This window comes from Ruegeria sp. BHSC029 (assembly GCF_059613085.1).
In genome coordinates this window covers 47,136-65,575 of sequence record NZ_JBXWRU010000008.1, presented here as the reverse complement: position 1 = coordinate 65,575, position 18,440 = coordinate 47,136, and the positions used below count along the sequence as shown (strand labels likewise).

Here is an 18,440-nt window from a genome sequence, read left to right as displayed (position 1 = left end):
GACGAAAATGAAATACAAAACAAGATCAACAATAATGGCGGCCTTGTTTGCTGCAGCTGCCACAGCCGTTTCCGCACAAGATGATCCCCCCCTGAACTTCCTGATTATTTGGGGAGATGACATTGGATTTTGGAATATCAGTGCCTACAACCATGGCATGATGGGGTATCAGACACCCAATATCGACCGCATAGCCAAAGAAGGCGCGCTATTTACTGATTGGTACGGTGAGCAGTCCTGCACCGCAGGACGAGCAGCCTTTATCACGGGACAATCTCCCATCCGCACGGGTTTGACCAAGGTCGGCCTACCCGGCGCGCCCGAGGGCATGCCCGTCGAAGACCCAACCATCGCCGGGCTGCTCAAAAACCATGGTTACATGACTGGCCAGTTCGGCAAAAACCATTTGGGTGACCGTGACGAGCACCTACCCACAAACCATGGTTTCGATGAGTTTTTCGGCAACCTTTATCATCTCAACGCAGAAGAAGAGCCCGAAAACCCTGACTACCCCAAGGATGAAGCCTTCAGGGAAAACTTCGGCCCGCGCGGGGTGATCAAGTCGACCGCTGATGGCTCGATCGAGGATACCGGACCGCTTACGAAAAAGCGCATGGAAACCGTTGACGAAGAAGTCACGGCCAGCGCGCTGGATTTCATGGATAGAGCCGTCGAACAGGACAAACCTTTCTTCCTTTGGTGGAACTCCACCCGCATGCACATTTTCACGCATCTGAAGGAAGAGTCCGAGGGAGTGACGGGACTTGGAGTTTATCCCGACGGCATGGTCGAGCATGATGGGCATGTCGGTGTACTGCTTGATAAACTTGATGAGCTCGGAATCGCCGACAACACCGTCGTAATGTATTCAACCGACAACGGAGCGGAGACGTTCACGTGGCCGGATGGCGGTACGACACCCTTCCGCGGTGAGAAGAACACGCAATGGGAAGGTGGCTATCGTGTCCCGACGGTCATCAAGTGGCCGGGCGTCATCGAGCCGGGATCGAAGGTCAATGGCGTAGTATCGCACACGGATATGTTGCCTACCATTCTGGCTGCGGTCGGTGAGCCAGACATCAAAGAAAAGTTGCTCGATGGTGGCGTTGAAGCAATCGGTCGCCAATACAAGGCCCATCTTGACGGCTACAATCTTCTGCCGTCGCTCTCAGGTGAAACGGATGAGTGGCCGCGCAGCGAGTTCATCTATTGGACCGATGATGGTAGCGTCGCCGCCTTGCGATACGAACAGTACAAGGTGACATTCCTGAAGCAGAATGCGCACGGGCTTGATGTATGGCTCTCACCGTTTGAAGTCTTGCGTGCACCGATGCTGGCAAACCTCCGCAGCGATCCGTTCGAGCGAGCCGAGGAAGAGAACGCTATGGGATACCAGCGCTGGTTCCTCGAGCATATGTTCGCGATAGCTCCGGCCTCCGCCTTCGTTGGGCAATGGCTACAAAGCTTCGAGGAGTTTCCGCCAAGGCAAAAACCCGGCAGCTTCAACCTCGACAACGTCATGGAGGAACTCACGAGCCGTGCCGGGAACCAGTAGCACCAAAGGGACGCCGTGAGTTGTGTTCGCCAGCCTGAATTCGCAGACAACTGTTTGTCGAATTCAGGCTGGTAAGTCATGCCCTTGGACTGAAGACCAGCGCGGTCCAAGGGAAAGAATGAACGGCGGCTTGATTTCGTTCTGCGGGTATCGAGCGCTGCTTGCTGGACAGAACCAAGAGCGGTTGTTGGAATAACGTACAGGTGCTGCTCCGCTCTCATTCTGTTGCCGGCCTAACTCAACAAGGCAGCAACTGGCTTTTTGGGCTTTCCGCCATGAGAACCAGTCGCCTTTCACTTTCATTCCACTTTTCCTGAACCAATACGCGCGGAGGAGTTTTCAGACGTGAAAAACCGAAAGCTCTACCTTGGCCCCCTGACCGACAATAGACGCTGGGATATGGTTCGCATCCGCCCCGACGATGTGTTCGTGGTAACACCTCCGAAATGCGGCACGACCTGGATGCAAACCATCGTATCGCTGTTGTTTTCTGGTGATCCCGAAGTTGAAACGGAGTTGTCCGTGAAAATGCCGTGGGTAGACATCCGAATCCGAGAAATGCCTGAAGTCGCAGAACGGCTCGAAGCCATGCAGCATCGACGCAGCATGAAAAGCCACACACCGATGGATGGGTTACCTCTGGATGATCAAGCACAGTACATCTGTGTTTTTCGTCATCCCCTCGATGCGCATTTCTCGTATCGCAAACACGTCAGAAACATTCCAATGACCTGGTTTGACACCTGGTATCCCGAGAACGATGAAGAAGGTATCATATTCCGTCGTTTTCTGGACGGCGGGGCGGAAGGGTTCGATACCGATGCGATGCCACTGGCCCACATCATTCGGCATTACCAAGCCGCTGCGGCGCTTTCCGACCGGCCGAACGTATCGCTTTTTCACTACGCAGACATGACCCGGGACTTGAGAGGAACGTTCTTCAGGCTGGCTGACATCTTGGGCACGACCCATTCAGAGGCAGTCATGGATCAATTGGTTCAAGCTGCGACCTTCGACAACATGATGGACAAAGCAGAACGCTATGCTCCCTCAGGTGGCAAAGGGTTCTTCAAGTCGGATGCCGAGTTTTTCCACAGCGGAACGAGCGGCAAATGGCACGGGAAACTGACGGCGGAAGAACTGGCAAGCTACGACGCGATGATGGATGCACACCTGGATCCCGAAGACCGAGACTGGTTGGAATATGGCTCTCAGGGGAGCCTCGCTGCGTAGACATCGCCACCCCGGGCGAACCAGCAAAAACCGAAGATCTTTTTCACGATTGAATATGGAACAGGGGTTTCCCGAGGTCGCCAATCTGAGGGGGGCGGCATTCAGGCAAGCATTTCCCCGGGTTGGCCGACACTTAGGGTTCCGCCTTTGGTCACCTCGACATAGATTCCCATATCCATGTGCCCCATCAACTTCCTAATAAGATAGGGTATTTTCAAGTCACGCTCGGCCGTATCCGGGTTCACTTCAGTGGCCGCACATCTTTTCGTACGCGATAGTATCTTCAACTCAACATCGCCAAATCTCAGAACTGATCCAACTGCATCCAACTCGGAAAACGAAGGCAAGCCGTCTATCTCGATGTTCGCGCGGAACCGCGCTGGCTGGATCTCTGCGTTCAGTTTTTCACCCAACTCTCTCACCGACGCGCGATTAAGAACGGATATCGCGTTCATCATTTTTGGTGAGACGACGGACACATCCGTAAACCGGTGAGGAGCAGACGAGACGAATTCCGGCAATTCGGGATCTTTCAAGTCGATCTCTGAAGACAGGAAACTTGCCGCATCCGTCCGGTCTTCTGGTGTTCGCATATTGAAGCTTTGCGTTTTGCCGTTCGCTTTGATCTCAAGATCTTGGGTCTCAAAATCAAAACTCGTCTCGACGCCTGCCAGCGCTGCCTCATTCAACAGAACAACAAAGCGATCTTTCGGCAGTGGCTGAGGGTTCTGTGGGTCGAATCCGGAGTTGTAGCGCGCAAATCCGAACAGGCGATCACCCGGGATCCCCTCCCCTGCCCGCAGCGTCACGGTTTGCATCGGCTCGGCACTCATGCCTTTGATTGGGTACCGGTTCAATCTGACGATAGAGAGCGTATTCATACGTCTGCCCCTGTCCAACCGAGTCATGCACGATCCAGAGTGACCCGTGCCGTTTGACGCTATCTCCAATCCTCAAAGGTATCGACCGAATAATCCGCTAGGGCTTCACAAGCGGGTTCCAAAATCCGGTGGCCGCTTGATGGCCGTGATTGTGAGCTGGGCCACTTTTGGAGGGTGCGGCCCTTAAATGCCTCACTGCTGAAAATACATGCACACCGACCAAATGGAATAAAATTACATTACATCAGTGATTTAAAGGAGCACCAATCGTCAACCACCGTCCGCTTGAGGTACGAACCTCAAAAATATCTAGACTTGATGTGCGTACCTCAAATAGCCTTGGAGGTATGCCGCGATTCGCACATCCTCGATTGACGGCGAAAAAAGGGAGGAATGGATGACTTACACAAAACTGGCCTCGGCCAGCGCAATAGTCCTTGCCGCTACTACTCTTTCCACCAAGGCGAATGCTGAAGATCTGACGCTTTGTTGGGCTGCATGGGACCCGGCCAACGCGCTTGTCGAGCTTTCAAAGGAATTCGAAGCCGAATCCGGTCACACGATGAACTTCGAGTTTGTTCCCTGGCCGAATTTTGCGGATCGGATGCTGAACGAGTTGAACTCTGGGGGCAAGCTCTGCGACTTGTTGATCGGCGACAGCCAGTGGATCGGCGGGGGCGCTGAGAATGGCCACTACGTGAAACTGAACGACTTCTTCGATGCTGAAGGCATCAGCATGGACGATTTCGCGCCGGCCACCGTCTATGCATACTCGACCTGGCCCAAGGGCACGCCGAACTACTATGCGCTGCCAGCGATGGGCGATGCGAATGGTTGGTTCTACCGCAAGGACTGGTTCGAAAACCCCGACATCCAAGCCGCTTACAAAGAGGCGACGGGTCAGGACCTTCGCGAGCCTCAATCGCAAAAAGAACTCCTGCAGATCGCGCAGTTCTTCCAAGGTCGTGAGATCGACGGCAAGACTGTCTATGGCGCAGCCATCTTTACCGAGCGCGGCTCGGAAGGGATCACCATGGGTGTGACCGGAGCGCTGTATCCTTGGGGCTTCAAATACGAAAACACGCCGGGTTCCTATGACATGGAAGGCGCCGTGAACTCGCCCGAAGCGGTTGAAGCTCTGGAATTCTACAAGGAATTCTACGAAACGGCGACGCCTCCGGGATATACCAACTCTTACATGGGTGAGAGTCTGGACGCCTTTAAGTCCGGTCAGGTCGCCATGGCGATGAACTGGTTTGCGTTCTTCCCGGGTCTCTACGCCGATCCCAATACCGGCGGCGACAAGATCGACTTCTTTGTGAACCCACCACAAAATCAGGCAGGTTCGACACTGGGCGGACAAGGTATCTCTGTTGTCAGCTACTCTGACAAACAGGACGCCGCACTTGAGTACATCAAGTGGTTTGCACAACCGGACGTTCAGGCCAAATGGTGGGAGCTCGGCGGCTACTCGGCCCATAACTCCGTACTGGAAGATCCGGGTTTTGTTGACAGCCAGCCGTTTGCCGGTGACTTCCTGGAAGCGATGGCCGGGGTGCAGGATTTCTGGCAGGAGCCTGCTTATGCGGAACTGCTGCTGGCGATGCAGAAGCGCATCCACGACTACGTGGTTGCGGACCAGGGCACCGCTCAAGAAGCGCTTGACCTTCTGATCCAAGACTGGACCGAAGTCTTCGAAGACGAAGGCAAGCTGTAGTCCGGACACAGGCAGGAGCGGGTGCAATCCCGCTCCACCTTCACCCGTGAGTCCTAAACCAACAAGAGCTGGCAAAGAGATGTCTGACAGGACCGTAGATCGCGTTGCGCAGGCAACGCCCGAGCGAGTTGCGCGAAAAATCCGAGGATTATCCGACCGCGCGATCGCCTGGATATTCATCTCCCCAACGATTTTTCTATTGCTGGCGATCAACATCTTTCCGTTGATCTGGACCATCCAGCTGAGCTTTACCAACTACAAGGCCAACCGGATCGGGCGCGAAGTCAAAGACGTCGGACTCAGGAACTACGAGCGTATCCTGACGGACTCGGATACCTGGCTGAACATGCAGGCGACGGCGCATTTCCTGTTCTGGACGATCTTTTTCCAGGTCCTGATCGGGTTCACGCTGGCGTGGCTGATCAACAAGAAATTCAAGGGCAACGATCTTTGGACCACGATCATCGTACTGCCGATGATGCTGTCCCCGGCCGTCGTCGGGAACTTCTGGAAATTCCTGTATCAGCCTCAAATCGGCCTGTTCAACTACATCGTGTCATGGTTCACGGGCAAGGACCCCTCAAGCTTTGAAATGCTGGGGTCGGTCACTTTGGCCCCTTGGGCGATCGTGATCGTTGACACCTGGATGTGGACCCCCTTCGTGATGCTGATCTGTCTGGCCGGGCTGCGCAGCATCCCCGACTACATCTACGAGGCGGCTGAGATCGACAGGGCCAGCAAGCTGCGGCAGTTCTTTACGATTACCATTCCGATGGTGCTGCCGTTCCTGATGCTCGCGGTGCTGTTTCGAGGGATCGAGAACTTCAAGATGTTCGACCTGGTTGTTCAGCTGACAGGCGGTGGGCCGGGATCTGTAACGGAACTCACCTCAATCAATCTCAAGCGAGAGGCGTTTGAGAAGTGGCGGACGGGCTACGCCTCGGCCTATGCGATCATCTTGTTCGTCACCGTGTTCGGCCTTGCGTCGATCTACGTCAAAGCCCTGAACAAGGTGAAACAGCGATGAGCAGTTTTTTGGTCACTGAACCTTCGAACCGGTCCAAATGGATCGCAGGCTTCCTGGTCATCACTTATGCGCTGATCACGATGATCCCGCTGGTTTGGATCTTGCTGACTGGCTTCAAGTCTCCGGCCGACGCGATCAGCTACCCGCCCAAAGTGGTCTTTGACCCAACGCTCGAAGGCTACGTAAACCTTTTCACCACACGCACCAGGCAGACGCAGGAGTTTCTGGAAGCCAACCCGCCGCAGAACTGGGCCGATGAGATCGTACGCCAATACGACATGGTGATCGTTGGGCCCTCCAAGTTCGGCGAGCGCTTCATGAATTCGGTCATCATCGGATTTGGCTCGACGTTCTTGAGTATCTTCCTTGGCACGTTGGCTGCCTATGCGTTCAGCCGATTTAAGGTCCCGCTTAAGGATGACCTTCTGTTCTTCATCCTGAGTACAAGGATGATGCCTCCGGTCGCTGTCGCCATCCCTATCTTCCTGATGTTCAGAAACCTCGGTTTAAGCGACACGCATCTCGGGATGATCCTGCTCTACACGGGCGTGAATATCTCCCTGGCGGTCTGGTTGCTGAAAGGATTCATCGACGAAATCCCCAGAGAGTACGAAGAAGCCGCCCTTATCGATGGGTACACGAGGTTTCAGGCCTTCTACAAAGTGGTGCTGCCGCAAGCCGCTACCGGAATTGCGTCAACTGCGATCTTCTGCCTGATCTTCGCCTGGAATGAGTACGCGTTCGCCGTGCTGCTGACATCCGCAAACGCGCAAACTGCACCACCGTTCATCCCGACCATCATCGGTATCGGCGGCTTGGACTGGCCTGCCGTTGCGGCCGGCGCGACGATCTTCCTGATCCCAGTCATGATTTTCACCATCCTGATGCGCAAACACTTGCTGCGCGGGATAACATTCGGAGCCGTACGCAAATGAGCGAGTTTCTTTCCGGATTGGTGCGGCTCCGCCGCGGCCCATGGGAGATGGTCGCAACCATCCTCATCGCACTGGGTGTCTTCATGCTGATGCAGCCCTTTGTCCTTTGGGCCTTCACTTACTCTTTCATCGTCACGCTGATCGGAACCGTCATGTTCATCATCGTCAGCCATTTCCCGGAGTAGAAATGGCCCAGATCGTAGTCAAAAACGTAAAGAAGATGTTCGGCGATTTCACGGCTGTCCGCGAAAGTTCGTTCACGATTGAAGACGGCGAGTTTTTCATGCTGCTCGGCCCCTCCGGTTGCGGGAAGACGACAACGCTGCGGATGATCGCGGGATTGGAGCTTCCAACGTCGGGCGAAATCTATCTGGACGGCGAAGAGATCAGCCAGCGGCCGCCATCAGAGCGGGACATTGCCTTCGTGTTCCAGATGTTCGCGCTGTATCCCCACATGAACGTGCGCAAGAACATCAGCTATCCGCTTATTTCGCAGGGCATGCCGCGCGCTGCTGTCAAAGCCAAAGTCGAAGAAGTCGCGGGAATTCTGGGAATAAACGACATCCTCGACAGCCCGGTGGGTGGGCTTTCAGGTGGCGACAGGCAACGCGTGGCGCTGGGTCGCGCAATTGTTCGCGAACCCAAGGCATTCATGATGGACGAACCTCTTGGCGCTTTGGATGCCGAGTTTCGTGAGCACATGGCCGAAGAATTGCGCGCGCTCCACGATCGCATGGGCGCAACCACTGTTTACGTCACACATGACCAACTGGAAGCCATGCAAATGGGCGACAAGATCGTTGTGATGAACAACGCTGTGATCGAGCAATTCGGCACGCCGCAGGAAATCTACGACAAACCGGCCACAATGTTCGTTGCGGATTTTATCGGGTCTCCGTCGATGAACTTCCTGCCGTTTCAAGGAAAGGTCGCGCCTGGCTCGGAAATGGTTCGACTGAATGGCCATGAGGAAGCCGTGCCCAAACTGATGGAAGGTGCGGAAGGTGACTTGGTTTTCGGCGTTCGACCCGAGCATGTTTTTCTGTCAGATGCCAGCGCCTACCGTGCCAAGGTGCTGGCCGCAGAATATCTTGGAACCACCCAGATCGTGACGCTGCAAAGCCCGAACGGAGAGTTGAAAGCCCGGATTGATGCACGCGAAACCGTCAATCCCGGCGAGACGGTCGGATTGGAATTCCGCTCATCCGCAGTAACCCTTTTCGAAAAATCTACCGGACGCGCGTTGAGGTCCGCACTGAACGACGAGGTACTGAGCAATGGCTGAAGTCGTTCTGGAAAACATTTCGAAGTCATTCGGCGACATCAAAGCGGTGGATGATATCTCAATGACGATCCCCAACGGAGCCTTTGTGGTGTTGTTGGGTCCGACGGGTGCGGGAAAAACAACGACGCTGAGATTGATATCCGGGCTCGAGAAACTGGATTCAGGCACAGTTCGCATTGCCGGGCGCGACGTCGGGATGGATACACCCGCCCAGCGCGACGTGGCGATGGTTTTCCAGCAATACTCGCTGTACCCGCATATGACCGTGCGTGAAAACCTGTCTTTCCCTCTGCGGTCGCCGATCCTGAAAACACCAGAGGATGAGATCGCGAGGAAGGTCAAAGAAGTCTCGGAGATCCTGCAGATCCCGCACAAGCTGGATAACAAAGCCACTGAACTGTCAGGGGGCGAAATGCAGCGTGTGTCGATCGGACGAGCGCTGGTGCGCGACCCCCAGATCTTCCTGATGGACGAACCGCTCAGCTCTTTGGACGCCAAGCTTCGGGCGGATTTGCGGGTCGAACTGAAAAGAATTCAGGCCGACCTGGGATCAACCTTGCTTTATGTGACCCATGATCAGGTGGAAGCCATGACAATGGCCACACATATCGGCGTTTTGGAGAACGGAAGGCTGGTTCAATACGGTACCCCTCGCGATATCTATGAAAACCCCGGCAGCGTTTACGTGGCCAGCAGGTTGGGTCTGCCACGGATCAACATCCTGCCGTCCGAGTTGTTCGGAGGCGACCACAAGGGTCCGCAGATTGGGCTTCGCCCGGAAAACATCGTTGAAGGTGAAGGCAGTGAGGCGCGCGTGATACGCGCCGAGCATCTGGGCGATCAAACACGGCTGCACCTGGACCTAAACGGTCACCCGGTCGTGACGTTGATAGATGTCCACCAGGACTATCCATCTGGAAAAATTATTAAAATCCGCCCCCACAACCCATTGTATTTTGACGCGTCCGGCGCGCGGGTGAATTAAGGAGCAAAGCATGGCCCAGTTCCTCAACACAAAAGAAACTCTGGTTACAGATGCGATAGACGGTCTTCTGGCCTCCTCAGGAGGGAGGCTTACCCGGCTGGACGGCTACCCGCATATCAAAGTTGTCTACAGGTCGGATTGGGACAAGTCGAAGGTGGCGTTGGTGTCCGGTGGAGGGTCAGGTCACGAGCCCGCCCATGCGGGCTTTGTTGGCGCCGGTATGCTGACGGCCGCAGTCTGCGGCGAAGTGTTTGCGTCCCCGTCTGTCGAGGCGGTTCTGGCGGGCATTCTTGCAGTCACGGGTGAGGCTGGGTGCTTGCTGATCGTCAAGAACTATACCGGGGACCGGCTGAACTTTGGGCTGGCCGCTGAACGCGCCCGTGCATTGGGTCGCAAGGTTGAAATGGTGGTCGTCGACGACGACATCGCCCTGCCCGACCTGCCGCAACCACGTGGCGTGGCAGGCACGTTGTTCGTGCACAAAATCGCCGGAGCCCTTGCGGAAAGCGGTGCTGACCTGGACACCGTTGCCAAAGCAGCCAGTAGCACCATCGAAAAGGTTGTCAGCATTGGTATGAGCCTGGACACCTGTACCGTTCCGGGATCTCCGAAAGAAGACAGGATCGCACCCGGCAAGGCGGAACTTGGTTTGGGCATCCATGGCGAGCCGGGTGTGCAGCAAGTCGAATTCTCAAATGCCGTATCGGCCATGTCCACAGTGGTGGAGAAGCTGAGGCAACGGCTTGGGGCCGGGGAATGTGTGGCGTTGGTCAACAACCTCGGTTCCACGACTCCGCTGGAAATGGCTGTCCTAACGCACGCCTTGTCCGAAACCGGTATTGCCCACCATATCATCGGTCCGGCCCCCATGATGACATCGCTAGATATGCACGGGTTTTCTGTTTCCATTCTACCCGTGGATCAGGCCGATTTGTCAGCTCTTGAAGCACCTGTTGATCTGGCCGCGTGGCCCGGGGTCAATTCCATCGACCCGATCAAAGTGGCACCATTGCCTGACGGTCTGACGCCGATCGATCCAATTCCTTCGAACAATCCCACCACAAGGGAAACGATCTCGCGGTTGTCTGAACTCCTCATCAACGCTGAGAAGAATCTGAACGAACTGGACGCGAAATCCGGTGATGGCGACACAGGAAGCACATTGGCGACGGCCGCAAGAGCGCTGCAAGGCAGCCTTGACCGCATGCCGCTCGCTGATTTGACTCAGCTGTTCCCGGCGTTGGGCAATGAATTGAGCCAAACCATGGGTGGCTCCTCCGGTGTGATACTAGCAATTTTCTTCAATGCAGCTGGTGACGCATGTGCCAATGGGGCAACCGTAGCCAAATCCCTGGAAGAAGGCCTGAAACGCGTCAGCCAAGTTGGAGGCGCCAAGGTCGGCGACAGAACGATGATTGACGCCTTGGCACCCGCGCTTGCCGCTCTCCCATCGGGGTTGACCCATGCCGCACATGCCGCCCGCGAAGGAGCGAACAATACGGCCAAAATTCGCCGTGCGAAGGCGGGCCGAGCAGCTTATGTTCCCGAAGAAAACCTAGTTGGACATAACGATCCCGGCGCTGAGGCCGTTGCCTTGTTGTTCGAGGGCTTGGCGCGGGAGCTTGAGGGCTGAGGAACACGTGGCAGACCAAAAACAAAAACTAGAATTGGTGAAGAAGCCAACCGTCAATGACATCGCGCGGGTTGCGGGCGTCAGTCTTGCGACTGTGGACCGGGTCTTGAACAGGCGCCCCGGCGTGCGCGCAGTAACCGTTCAGAAAGTACAAAAGGCAATTGATGAACTGGGATATGTGCGCGACACCGCCGCGGCCAACCTCGCACGAAACCGGGTTTACAATTTCCTTTTTGTTTTGCCGGACACCGACAATGAATTTGTGGAAGCGATCAGCAACCAGATCGCAGAGCAATCCCGTGACCAGTTTATCGAGCGGACACGCATTACGATCAAAAGGGTCGCTCCGTTTGAACCGCAGGATATCGTCAACATTCTGGATGCTGTCGATAGTTTGGATGTTGATGGAGTTGCCGTTTTCGGACCCGAAACGCCTTCTGTTCGCGATGCCGTGAGACGGCTCAAGGACAAAGGGGTTCCGGTGGTTGCCTTGGTGTCTGACCTGCCGAGTTCCGAGCGAGACCACTTTGTAGGAATTGACAACGTTTCCGCAGGACGAACCGCCGGTCAATTGATGGGGCGTTTCGTGCATCGGGAAGGCAAGGTCCTGGTTCTGACTGGCTCTCGTTTGGCACGTGACCACCTAGAGCGTCGCCAGGGCTTTGATCTTGTTGTGGCCGAGGAGTTTCCGCATCTCGAGGTCGTGGCGTCTGTTGAGGGCCGGGATGACCCGGATCTGATTTACAAGATGATGCCCGAGATCTTCGAAACCTACCCGGATCTGGTCGGAATATACTCGTCAGCAGCGGGCAATGCCGGCCTTATTCAATTCCTTTCGGAAAACAAGCTCAGCAAGGATCTGGTGATCATAGCGCATGAGTTGACTCCGCTTAGTCGAGAGGCTCTGAAGCTTGGTACGTTTGACGCTCTGATCTCGCAAGACACCGGGCACATTGTTCGTTCAGCCGTCCGCCTTCTGCGTGCGACTTCAGACAAAGTGCCATTCAACAAAGCGCAGGAACGTATCCGTATCGACATCTATCTGAGGGAAAATTTACCGCCATAGCGGCTTAGGTTTTGGGGAGGAAACTTATGAAAACGATCAAAGGTCCAGCATTGTTTCTTGCACAATTCGCAGGGGACGAAGCACCGTTCAATTCGTGGGACGCGATTACAAAATGGGCGGCTGACTGTGGATACAAGGGCGTCCAGGTTCCCAGTTGGGATGGCCGGTTGTTCGACCTTGAACAGGCCGCGTCCAGCACCGGTTACTGCGATGACTTCAAAGGCAAAGCCAGGGAAAATGGCGTCGAAGTCACTGAACTGTCAACGCACCTTCAGGGTCAGCTTGTGGCCGTTCACCCGGCCTATGACAGCGCCTTTGATGGCTTTGCCGCCGAGAGCGTCAGAGGAAATCCGAAAGCCCGGCAAGAATGGGCCGTAGACCAGGTCAAAAAAGCATTGTCCGCTTCGAAGAACCTGGGCATTTCGGCGCATGCGACATTCTCGGGCGCGTTGGCGTGGCCCTACGTCTATCCCTGGCCACAGCGCCCTGCCGGCTTGATTGAGACGGCATTTGATGAGCTTGCGCGTCGTTGGGTGCCGATCTTGAATCACGCCGAGGAATGCGGCGTCGATGTCTGCTACGAAATTCACCCCGGAGAGGACCTCCACGACGGCGTGACCTACGAGATGTTCCTCGAACGGACAGGCAATCATCCAAGGGCTTGCATGTTGTACGACCCATCGCACTACGTGCTGCAATGCCTCGACTATTTGGACAATATTGACATCTACAAGGATCGGATCCGGATGTTCCATGTCAAAGATGCCGAGTTCAACCCGACCGGGCGGCAAGGGGTTTATTCAGGATACCAAAGCTGGGTGGATCGTGCCGGCCGGTTCCGGTCGCTTGGTGATGGCCAGGTGGATTTCGGGGCAGTCTTCTCAAAAATGGCGGCGAACGACTTTGATGGCTGGGCTGTGGTCGAATGGGAATGCTGTCTCAAACACCCCGAGGATGGAGCGCGTGAGGGCGCTCAGTTTGTGTCGGATCACATCATCCGTGTGACCGAGAAAGCCTTTGATGATTTCGCGGACGGTGGTGCTGACGAAGCCGCCAATCGCAAAATGCTGGGGATCGAATAATGGTTACTGGACGCAGTGAAGAAGCCTCGGGTCGCATTCGGCTTGGCATGGTCGGCGGCGGAAATGACGCCTTCATAGGCGGCGTTCATCGCATAGCAGCACGATTGGACGACAGGTTCGAGCTGGTTGCAGGCGCTTTGTCTTCGACGCCTGAAAAATCCATTGAAAGCGGCCGGGCATTGGGTCTCGAACGGGTCTATGAAGACTTCAAACAAATGGCGATCCGGGAAGCCCGGCTCAAAACCGGGATCGAGGCGGTCTCAATCGTCACGCCAAATCACGTCCACTATACCGCCGCGCGTGAATTCCTGAAACGCGGGATTCACGTCATTTGCGACAAACCACTCACCTCGACCCTTGCCGATGCAAAAAAACTGGTCAAAGCGGCGGAAAGCGCGAATGCCCTGTTCATACTGACCCACAATTACACAGGCTACCCGATGGTTCGGCAGGCGCGTGAAATGGTTGCCAACGGCGATATCGGCAAAATCCGCGTCGTCCAGGTTGAATACCCGCAGGACTGGCTGACCGAGCAGCAGGATTTCAAACAGGCGGAGTGGCGAACCGATCCCGAACGCTCGGGCGCGGGCGGATCAACCGGTGACATCGGAACCCATGCCTACAACCTCGCTTGTTTTGTGACCGGGCTGAGGGCGGAAAGCCTTGCGGCGGATCTGCAAGCCTTCGTCCCGGGGCGCCAAGTCGATGACAACGCCCACGTATTGCTTCGCTTCGAGGGCGGCGCGCGGGGTATGCTGTGGTCCTCTCAGGTGGCTCCCGGCAACGAAAACGCACTTCGGTTGCGGGTCTACGGCGAAAAAGGTGGGCTGGAGTGGGCTCAGGAAGACCCGAACTATCTCTGGTTCACGCCCTACAACGAACCAAAGCGTCTGATCACCCGCAATGGCGCTGGAGCTGGTGACGCTGCCAATCGCTTGAGCAGAGTTCCTCCGGGCCATCCCGAAGGATATCTTGAAGGGTTCGCCAATATTTACGGAGAGGCTGCTGAGGCGATCCAGGCTTTCCGAAATGGGATTTCACCTGAGGCGTCCGTTGTTTACCCAACCGTGCACGACGGGCTAGACGGCGTCAAATTTGTAGCCGCTTGTGTGCAAAGCTCGTCCAGAAACGCGGCTTGGGTCAAGTTGGAGTAAGTCTGGCTGTGGGCATCGGGTAGGCACCGGATACTGAGCCAGCCAACCCTTCCCTGCCCCTCGGCTCGTCCAACCACCAGTTCGCCGCATCGTCCACCAATGGCCGCTCTACGGACGAAGCCGCCAACGCGGCCAGCAAGTACAAGAGGCCGCGAACCGGCCCACAAAGGAACCATCTGTATGAGCGTCTGTTCAGCACAGCGTCTTAGATATCTCAGCGACCGCTATACAGAGAAATTGCCGCAACAGGAGGCGATCACGGCAAAACTGGATGGGTACGAATAGCCTCCAACCACCACGTATCCACTGCCGGATTTTGAGGTCTCGGTTTGCGCCTCCAGGCCAAGCAACCGAGCGCGCAAGCCCCCTCGATTTGACGACCCCGTATTTTTTCTGATAGACCGCGCGCCCTTTCCCAAAAATAGGAGGACCTGCAGATGTGGGTAGCATTCTCGACGCCCGAGGGTTCGGGCTTTTTCTCAGCCGTTGCCAAGGAGGAGGACGGCAACACCAGCGGGCCGCACATGGGATCCCGCGTCTGCCTGCGGTTTCGCCGCGCACAGGACGCCGAATTGCTGCGCGACTATGGCATGGACGGTCACGTGATCGAAACACCGGGCGGCGACTACCGTTTCCGGGCATTCATACCGCGCAACCACCTCGTGACCGTGCTGATGAACTTGGGCAACCATATGTCTTACCCCAATTTCAAGGCCAGCATCCCAAAAGATGATGTGGCGTTCGAACGCGCCTGCCACGAGGTTTGGGCGGCATTCGGCGAACTACAGGAAGGCGGACCATATGGAATGGGGTGAAACACCCCATTAAACCCAGCGCGGTGGCCTCGAAGTTGTCTTGAGACAGAACACCTCGGTTTCAACACATGGGCCAAACTGACAAAAACACTGTTTTTTGGGATTTACCAGTGGCGGACCGAGGAGGATTCGAACCCCCGACCCCTTGATTCGTAGTCAAGTACTCTATCCAGCTGAGCTATCGGTCCGCGTTGGTGAGGCGGTATTTAGACCCGGCGTTCGGAACGTGCAACCCGATTCTTCAAAAATAATTCAAAAACCCATCTCCCCCCGTGGGAGCCTTATTTCAAAGACCGTGCCCTCGGGGCCGGTGCTGGTCAGCACCAATTCTCCCCCGTGGCCGCGCACCAGTTCCTGCGAAATCGCCAGCCCCAGGCCCGAGCCACCTTTGCGCACACCACCCTGAAACGGCGTGAACAGATTCTCCTGCGCTCGTGGCGGCAAACCGGGGCCGGTATCCCGAACCTCGATGACCCATGCGTCCTGATCTTCGGAGGCCGAGATCGTGATTTTTCCCGGTTGGCCGGATGTCATAAGTGCTTGGCGTGCGTTGCGCACAAGGTTCATGATGACCCGGAACATCTGTTCCGGATCGGCCCGAACGACCAGGTCTTCGGGAACGTCGTTGGCAATTTCGATGCAGCCGCCGTCTACGGCCAAAGCCTCGCTGGACGCTACGTCGGCAGCGATATCGCGCAACCGCACCATGGTCAGGGTGGGCGCGGGCTCTTCCGCCCGCCCGAAGGCCAGCGTACTTTCGCACAGGGACACCGCCCGGGTGATCGAGTTGACCAGCTTGGGCGCCATCCGTCGGACCAACGGGTCGTCGCTGGCCTCGATCCGGTCAGTGAACAGCTGGGCCGAGGTCAGGATGTTGCGCAGATCGTGGCTGACCTTGGCCACCGCGCCACCCAGCTGAGCCAGCCTCTCGCGCTGTTTCAGGGCCTGGGTCAGGTCGGTCTGCAGCATCTGCAGGGCTTCTTCAGCCTCGCGCAGTTCGGTCACCTTGGATTGGGGGGAGATGATGCCGCGCGCATCCTCGGGTGCACGGGCGTAACGCTGCATGTAGCCCACTACGCTTTTGATCGGGCGCACCAGAACCACCCGCACCGCAAGGAACAGGAAAAACGCGGTGATGATCGAGATGACAAAGGACAGGCCGAGGATGCGCAGGCCATAGTCGATCATCGCCATACGCAGGGGCGCGCTGTCCATGGTAACTTCGATAAGCAGGCCCGCATCCCGGACAGGCTGCCCGATGACGCGAATGACCTGGTTCTCGGGCGTAAAGAAACGGATCATCGCGTCCCGAATGAGAACCCAAGGCCCGGCGCCTCGCAGATCATAGGTCTTGGCGACCTGGTCTGGGATAGGGGAAGACAGCATCAGCTGGCGCACCTCGTCCCGGCGCAGCACCACGTTGTAGACCCCGGCATTGGCCAGAAGCTCGGCCTCCAGCTCGTCGGCCAGCATGTCGTCTGCCAGCAGCGCGAGCGAGGCGATCTGGGCGCGTTCCAGCCGGTTCAGAAGAAAATCCTCGCGGAAGCGCGCGATCGACGGCACGAAGATCAGTACCTCGGCCAACATCACGAAGACCGTCGTCAAGATCAGGAAACGACCCGACAGCGAGTTCAAGTGGCGCTCCTTTCCCGATCAGGGGATCCAGCGCTGGACCAGCCTGACCACTCGTTCAACCATCTGATTCTCAAACAGTCTTGGCGAGAAATAGGCGCCCGCCACCCGTTTGTTAAGCTCTCCGATCGTGGGATAGGGCGACACCATCGCCGCGATCTGGCTCATCTTCAGGTTATTGGCCAGCGCCAGAGACCACAAGTTGATCAGTTCGCCCGCCTGATGCCCCACGATTGTGGCCCCCACCGGGCGCCCCTTGACGACCATGACCTTGATGAACCCGGTCGTTTTGCGTTCGGCCACGGCGCGATCGTTGTGGGCATAGTCGAACCGGGCGATCTCGACCCTGTCGCCATGGCGGTCGCGCGCCTGCGCCTCGGTCAGGCCGACCTGGGCCAATTCCGGGTCGGTATAGGTTGCCCAGGGGATATGAGCCGTCTTGGCCTTGGACCGCAGCCCGAACAGGGCCGAACGGATGATGACCCCGGCGTGAAACCCCGCCACATGGGTGAACTGCAGCCCGCCCGCGACGTCGCCGATCGCATAGACCTTTCGGTTGGTGGTGCGCAGGCTGTCATCCACCTTGATGCCCGTGTGCGTCCGGTCGATCCCGGCAGCCTGCAGGTTCAGGCGGTCGGTGTTGGCCTTGCGGCCCACCGCCAGCAGCAGGTGCGTGCCTGCATGGACCACGCCGTCCTCGGTGACGACCTCGACCGCCCCGGCCTTCCCGCGCACCCGGGCCACCATTGCATGTTCCAGAATTTCGACCCCTTCGGCGCGCAGAGCCTCCAATACCACTGCGGCCGCCTCGGGGTCATCCTTGCCCAGCGCCCGCGCGCCTTCGATCACCGTCACCTTGCAGCCCAGCCGGACATGGGCTTGCGCCATTTCCATGCCGATGGGTCCCCCGCCGATGATCAGCAGGTGGTCGGGCTTGTCGCGCAGGTCGAAGATGGTCTCGTTAGTCTCAAACGGCACGCCATCCAGCCCCGGGATCGGCGGAACCAGCGGGGACGAGCCCGTGGCCAGCACCACGCGGCGGGGGGTGATGACGAAATCGCCGGCCTGAACCTGCGTGGGCGACAGAAACGTCCCCCAGTCGCGAATGACGCGCACGCCGAAACCTTCGAACCGTTCCTGGCTGTCCATGGGCTCAATCTGCGCGATCACGTGCCGCACATGATCCTTGGCGGCGGCATAGTCCACCTGCGGCGCGTGGTCGGCAACGCCGAATGGCGCGGCATGGCTCTGTGCATGGGCCAGCTTGGCGCTGGCCAGCAGGGCCTTGGACGGGACGCAGCCATAGTTCAGGCAGTCGCCACCCATCTTGTGCCCTTCCAGCAGGATCACGTCGGCGCCCATCTGGCTGGCCCCGGCAGCCACCGACAGGCCGCCCGACCCGGCCCCGATCACCAGGATGTCGGTCTTGAGTTCTTGCAT

General features: G+C 57.1%; 16 protein-coding genes and 1 tRNA gene. 13 read left to right on the top strand and 4 right to left on the bottom strand.

Annotated elements, in window-relative coordinates; genetic code table 11:
• Positions 1 to 7 precede the first annotated feature (7 nt).
• The gene (locus AC2FML_RS18220; RefSeq protein ID WP_170446028.1) at positions 8 to 1,555 is read left to right on the top strand and encodes an arylsulfatase; all 1,548 of its coding nucleotides are present in this window, start codon (positions 8 to 10) and stop codon (positions 1,553 to 1,555) included.
• Positions 1,556 to 1,900: 345 nt separating this feature from the next.
• Positions 1,901 to 2,788 (top strand): sulfotransferase domain-containing protein, encoded by an 888-nt coding sequence (locus tag AC2FML_RS18215; protein ID WP_496784017.1) that lies wholly within the window; start codon positions 1,901 to 1,903, stop codon positions 2,786 to 2,788.
• 101 nt (positions 2,789 to 2,889) lie between these two features.
• Here AC2FML_RS18215 and AC2FML_RS18210 read toward each other — a convergent pair whose 3' ends face one another.
• Entirely contained in the window at positions 2,890 to 3,669 is a 780-nt protein-coding gene (locus tag AC2FML_RS18210; protein ID WP_496784016.1) for an MOSC domain-containing protein, read from the bottom strand.
• Positions 3,670 to 4,066: 397 nt separating this feature from the next.
• On the opposite strand from AC2FML_RS18210, the gene AC2FML_RS18205 reads away from it, so the two are divergent.
• From AC2FML_RS18205 to AC2FML_RS18155, 11 genes are all read left to right on the top strand, one after another.
• A complete protein-coding gene (locus tag AC2FML_RS18205; RefSeq protein WP_093965439.1) occupies positions 4,067 to 5,386 on the top strand; it encodes an ABC transporter substrate-binding protein in 1,320 nt (439 codons plus the stop codon).
• Between the two features lie 79 nt (positions 5,387 to 5,465).
• Entirely contained in the window at positions 5,466 to 6,413 is a 948-nt protein-coding gene (locus AC2FML_RS18200; protein WP_170332156.1) for a carbohydrate ABC transporter permease, read from the top strand.
• Entirely contained in the window at positions 6,410 to 7,348 is a 939-nt protein-coding gene (locus tag AC2FML_RS18195) for a carbohydrate ABC transporter permease (protein WP_496784015.1), read from the top strand. Before AC2FML_RS18200 ends, AC2FML_RS18195 begins: the two co-directional genes overlap by 4 nt.
• The gene (locus AC2FML_RS18190; protein WP_170343500.1) at positions 7,345 to 7,533 is read left to right on the top strand and encodes a hypothetical protein; all 189 of its coding nucleotides are present in this window, start codon (positions 7,345 to 7,347) and stop codon (positions 7,531 to 7,533) included. Before AC2FML_RS18195 ends, AC2FML_RS18190 begins: the two co-directional genes overlap by 4 nt.
• A gap of 2 nt (positions 7,534 to 7,535) precedes the next feature.
• On the top strand, positions 7,536 to 8,633 hold the full coding sequence (locus AC2FML_RS18185; protein ID WP_496784014.1) for an ABC transporter ATP-binding protein: 1,098 nt from the start codon (positions 7,536 to 7,538) through the stop codon (positions 8,631 to 8,633).
• A complete protein-coding gene (locus AC2FML_RS18180) occupies positions 8,626 to 9,618 on the top strand; it encodes an ABC transporter ATP-binding protein (protein WP_170361635.1) in 993 nt (330 codons plus the stop codon). The genes AC2FML_RS18185 and AC2FML_RS18180 overlap by 8 nt, the downstream gene beginning before the upstream one ends.
• Before the next feature lie 10 nt (positions 9,619 to 9,628).
• Positions 9,629 to 11,251, top strand: a complete 1,623-nt coding sequence (locus tag AC2FML_RS18175) for a dihydroxyacetone kinase subunit DhaK (protein WP_170368058.1) — start codon at positions 9,629 to 9,631, stop codon at positions 11,249 to 11,251.
• Positions 11,252 to 11,258: 7 nt separating this feature from the next.
• Entirely contained in the window at positions 11,259 to 12,317 is a 1,059-nt protein-coding gene (locus AC2FML_RS18170) for a LacI family DNA-binding transcriptional regulator (protein ID WP_170366378.1), read from the top strand.
• A gap of 26 nt (positions 12,318 to 12,343) precedes the next feature.
• A complete protein-coding gene (locus AC2FML_RS18165) occupies positions 12,344 to 13,399 on the top strand; it encodes a sugar phosphate isomerase/epimerase family protein (protein ID WP_496735478.1) in 1,056 nt (351 codons plus the stop codon).
• Entirely contained in the window at positions 13,399 to 14,553 is a 1,155-nt protein-coding gene (locus AC2FML_RS18160) for a Gfo/Idh/MocA family protein (protein ID WP_496784013.1), read from the top strand. Before AC2FML_RS18165 ends, AC2FML_RS18160 begins: the two co-directional genes overlap by 1 nt.
• Positions 14,554 to 14,990: 437 nt before the next feature.
• Positions 14,991 to 15,368 (top strand): hypothetical protein, encoded by a 378-nt coding sequence (locus AC2FML_RS18155; RefSeq protein WP_496784012.1) that lies wholly within the window; start codon positions 14,991 to 14,993, stop codon positions 15,366 to 15,368.
• Between the two features lie 111 nt (positions 15,369 to 15,479).
• Here the strand turns inward: AC2FML_RS18155 and AC2FML_RS18150 are convergent.
• The 3 genes from AC2FML_RS18150 to AC2FML_RS18140 all read right to left on the bottom strand — a co-directional run bounded on the left by AC2FML_RS18150 (position 15,480) and on the right by AC2FML_RS18140 (position 18,440).
• Positions 15,480 to 15,556, bottom strand: a tRNA-Arg gene (locus tag AC2FML_RS18150).
• Positions 15,557 to 15,620: 64 nt separating this feature from the next.
• Positions 15,621 to 17,003: a sensor histidine kinase gene (locus AC2FML_RS18145; RefSeq protein WP_244952489.1), complete on the bottom strand. Its 1,383-nt coding sequence runs from the start codon at positions 17,001 to 17,003 to the stop codon at positions 15,621 to 15,623.
• A gap of 18 nt (positions 17,004 to 17,021) precedes the next feature.
• A complete protein-coding gene (locus AC2FML_RS18140) occupies positions 17,022 to 18,440 on the bottom strand; it encodes a dihydrolipoyl dehydrogenase family protein (protein WP_496784011.1) in 1,419 nt (472 codons plus the stop codon).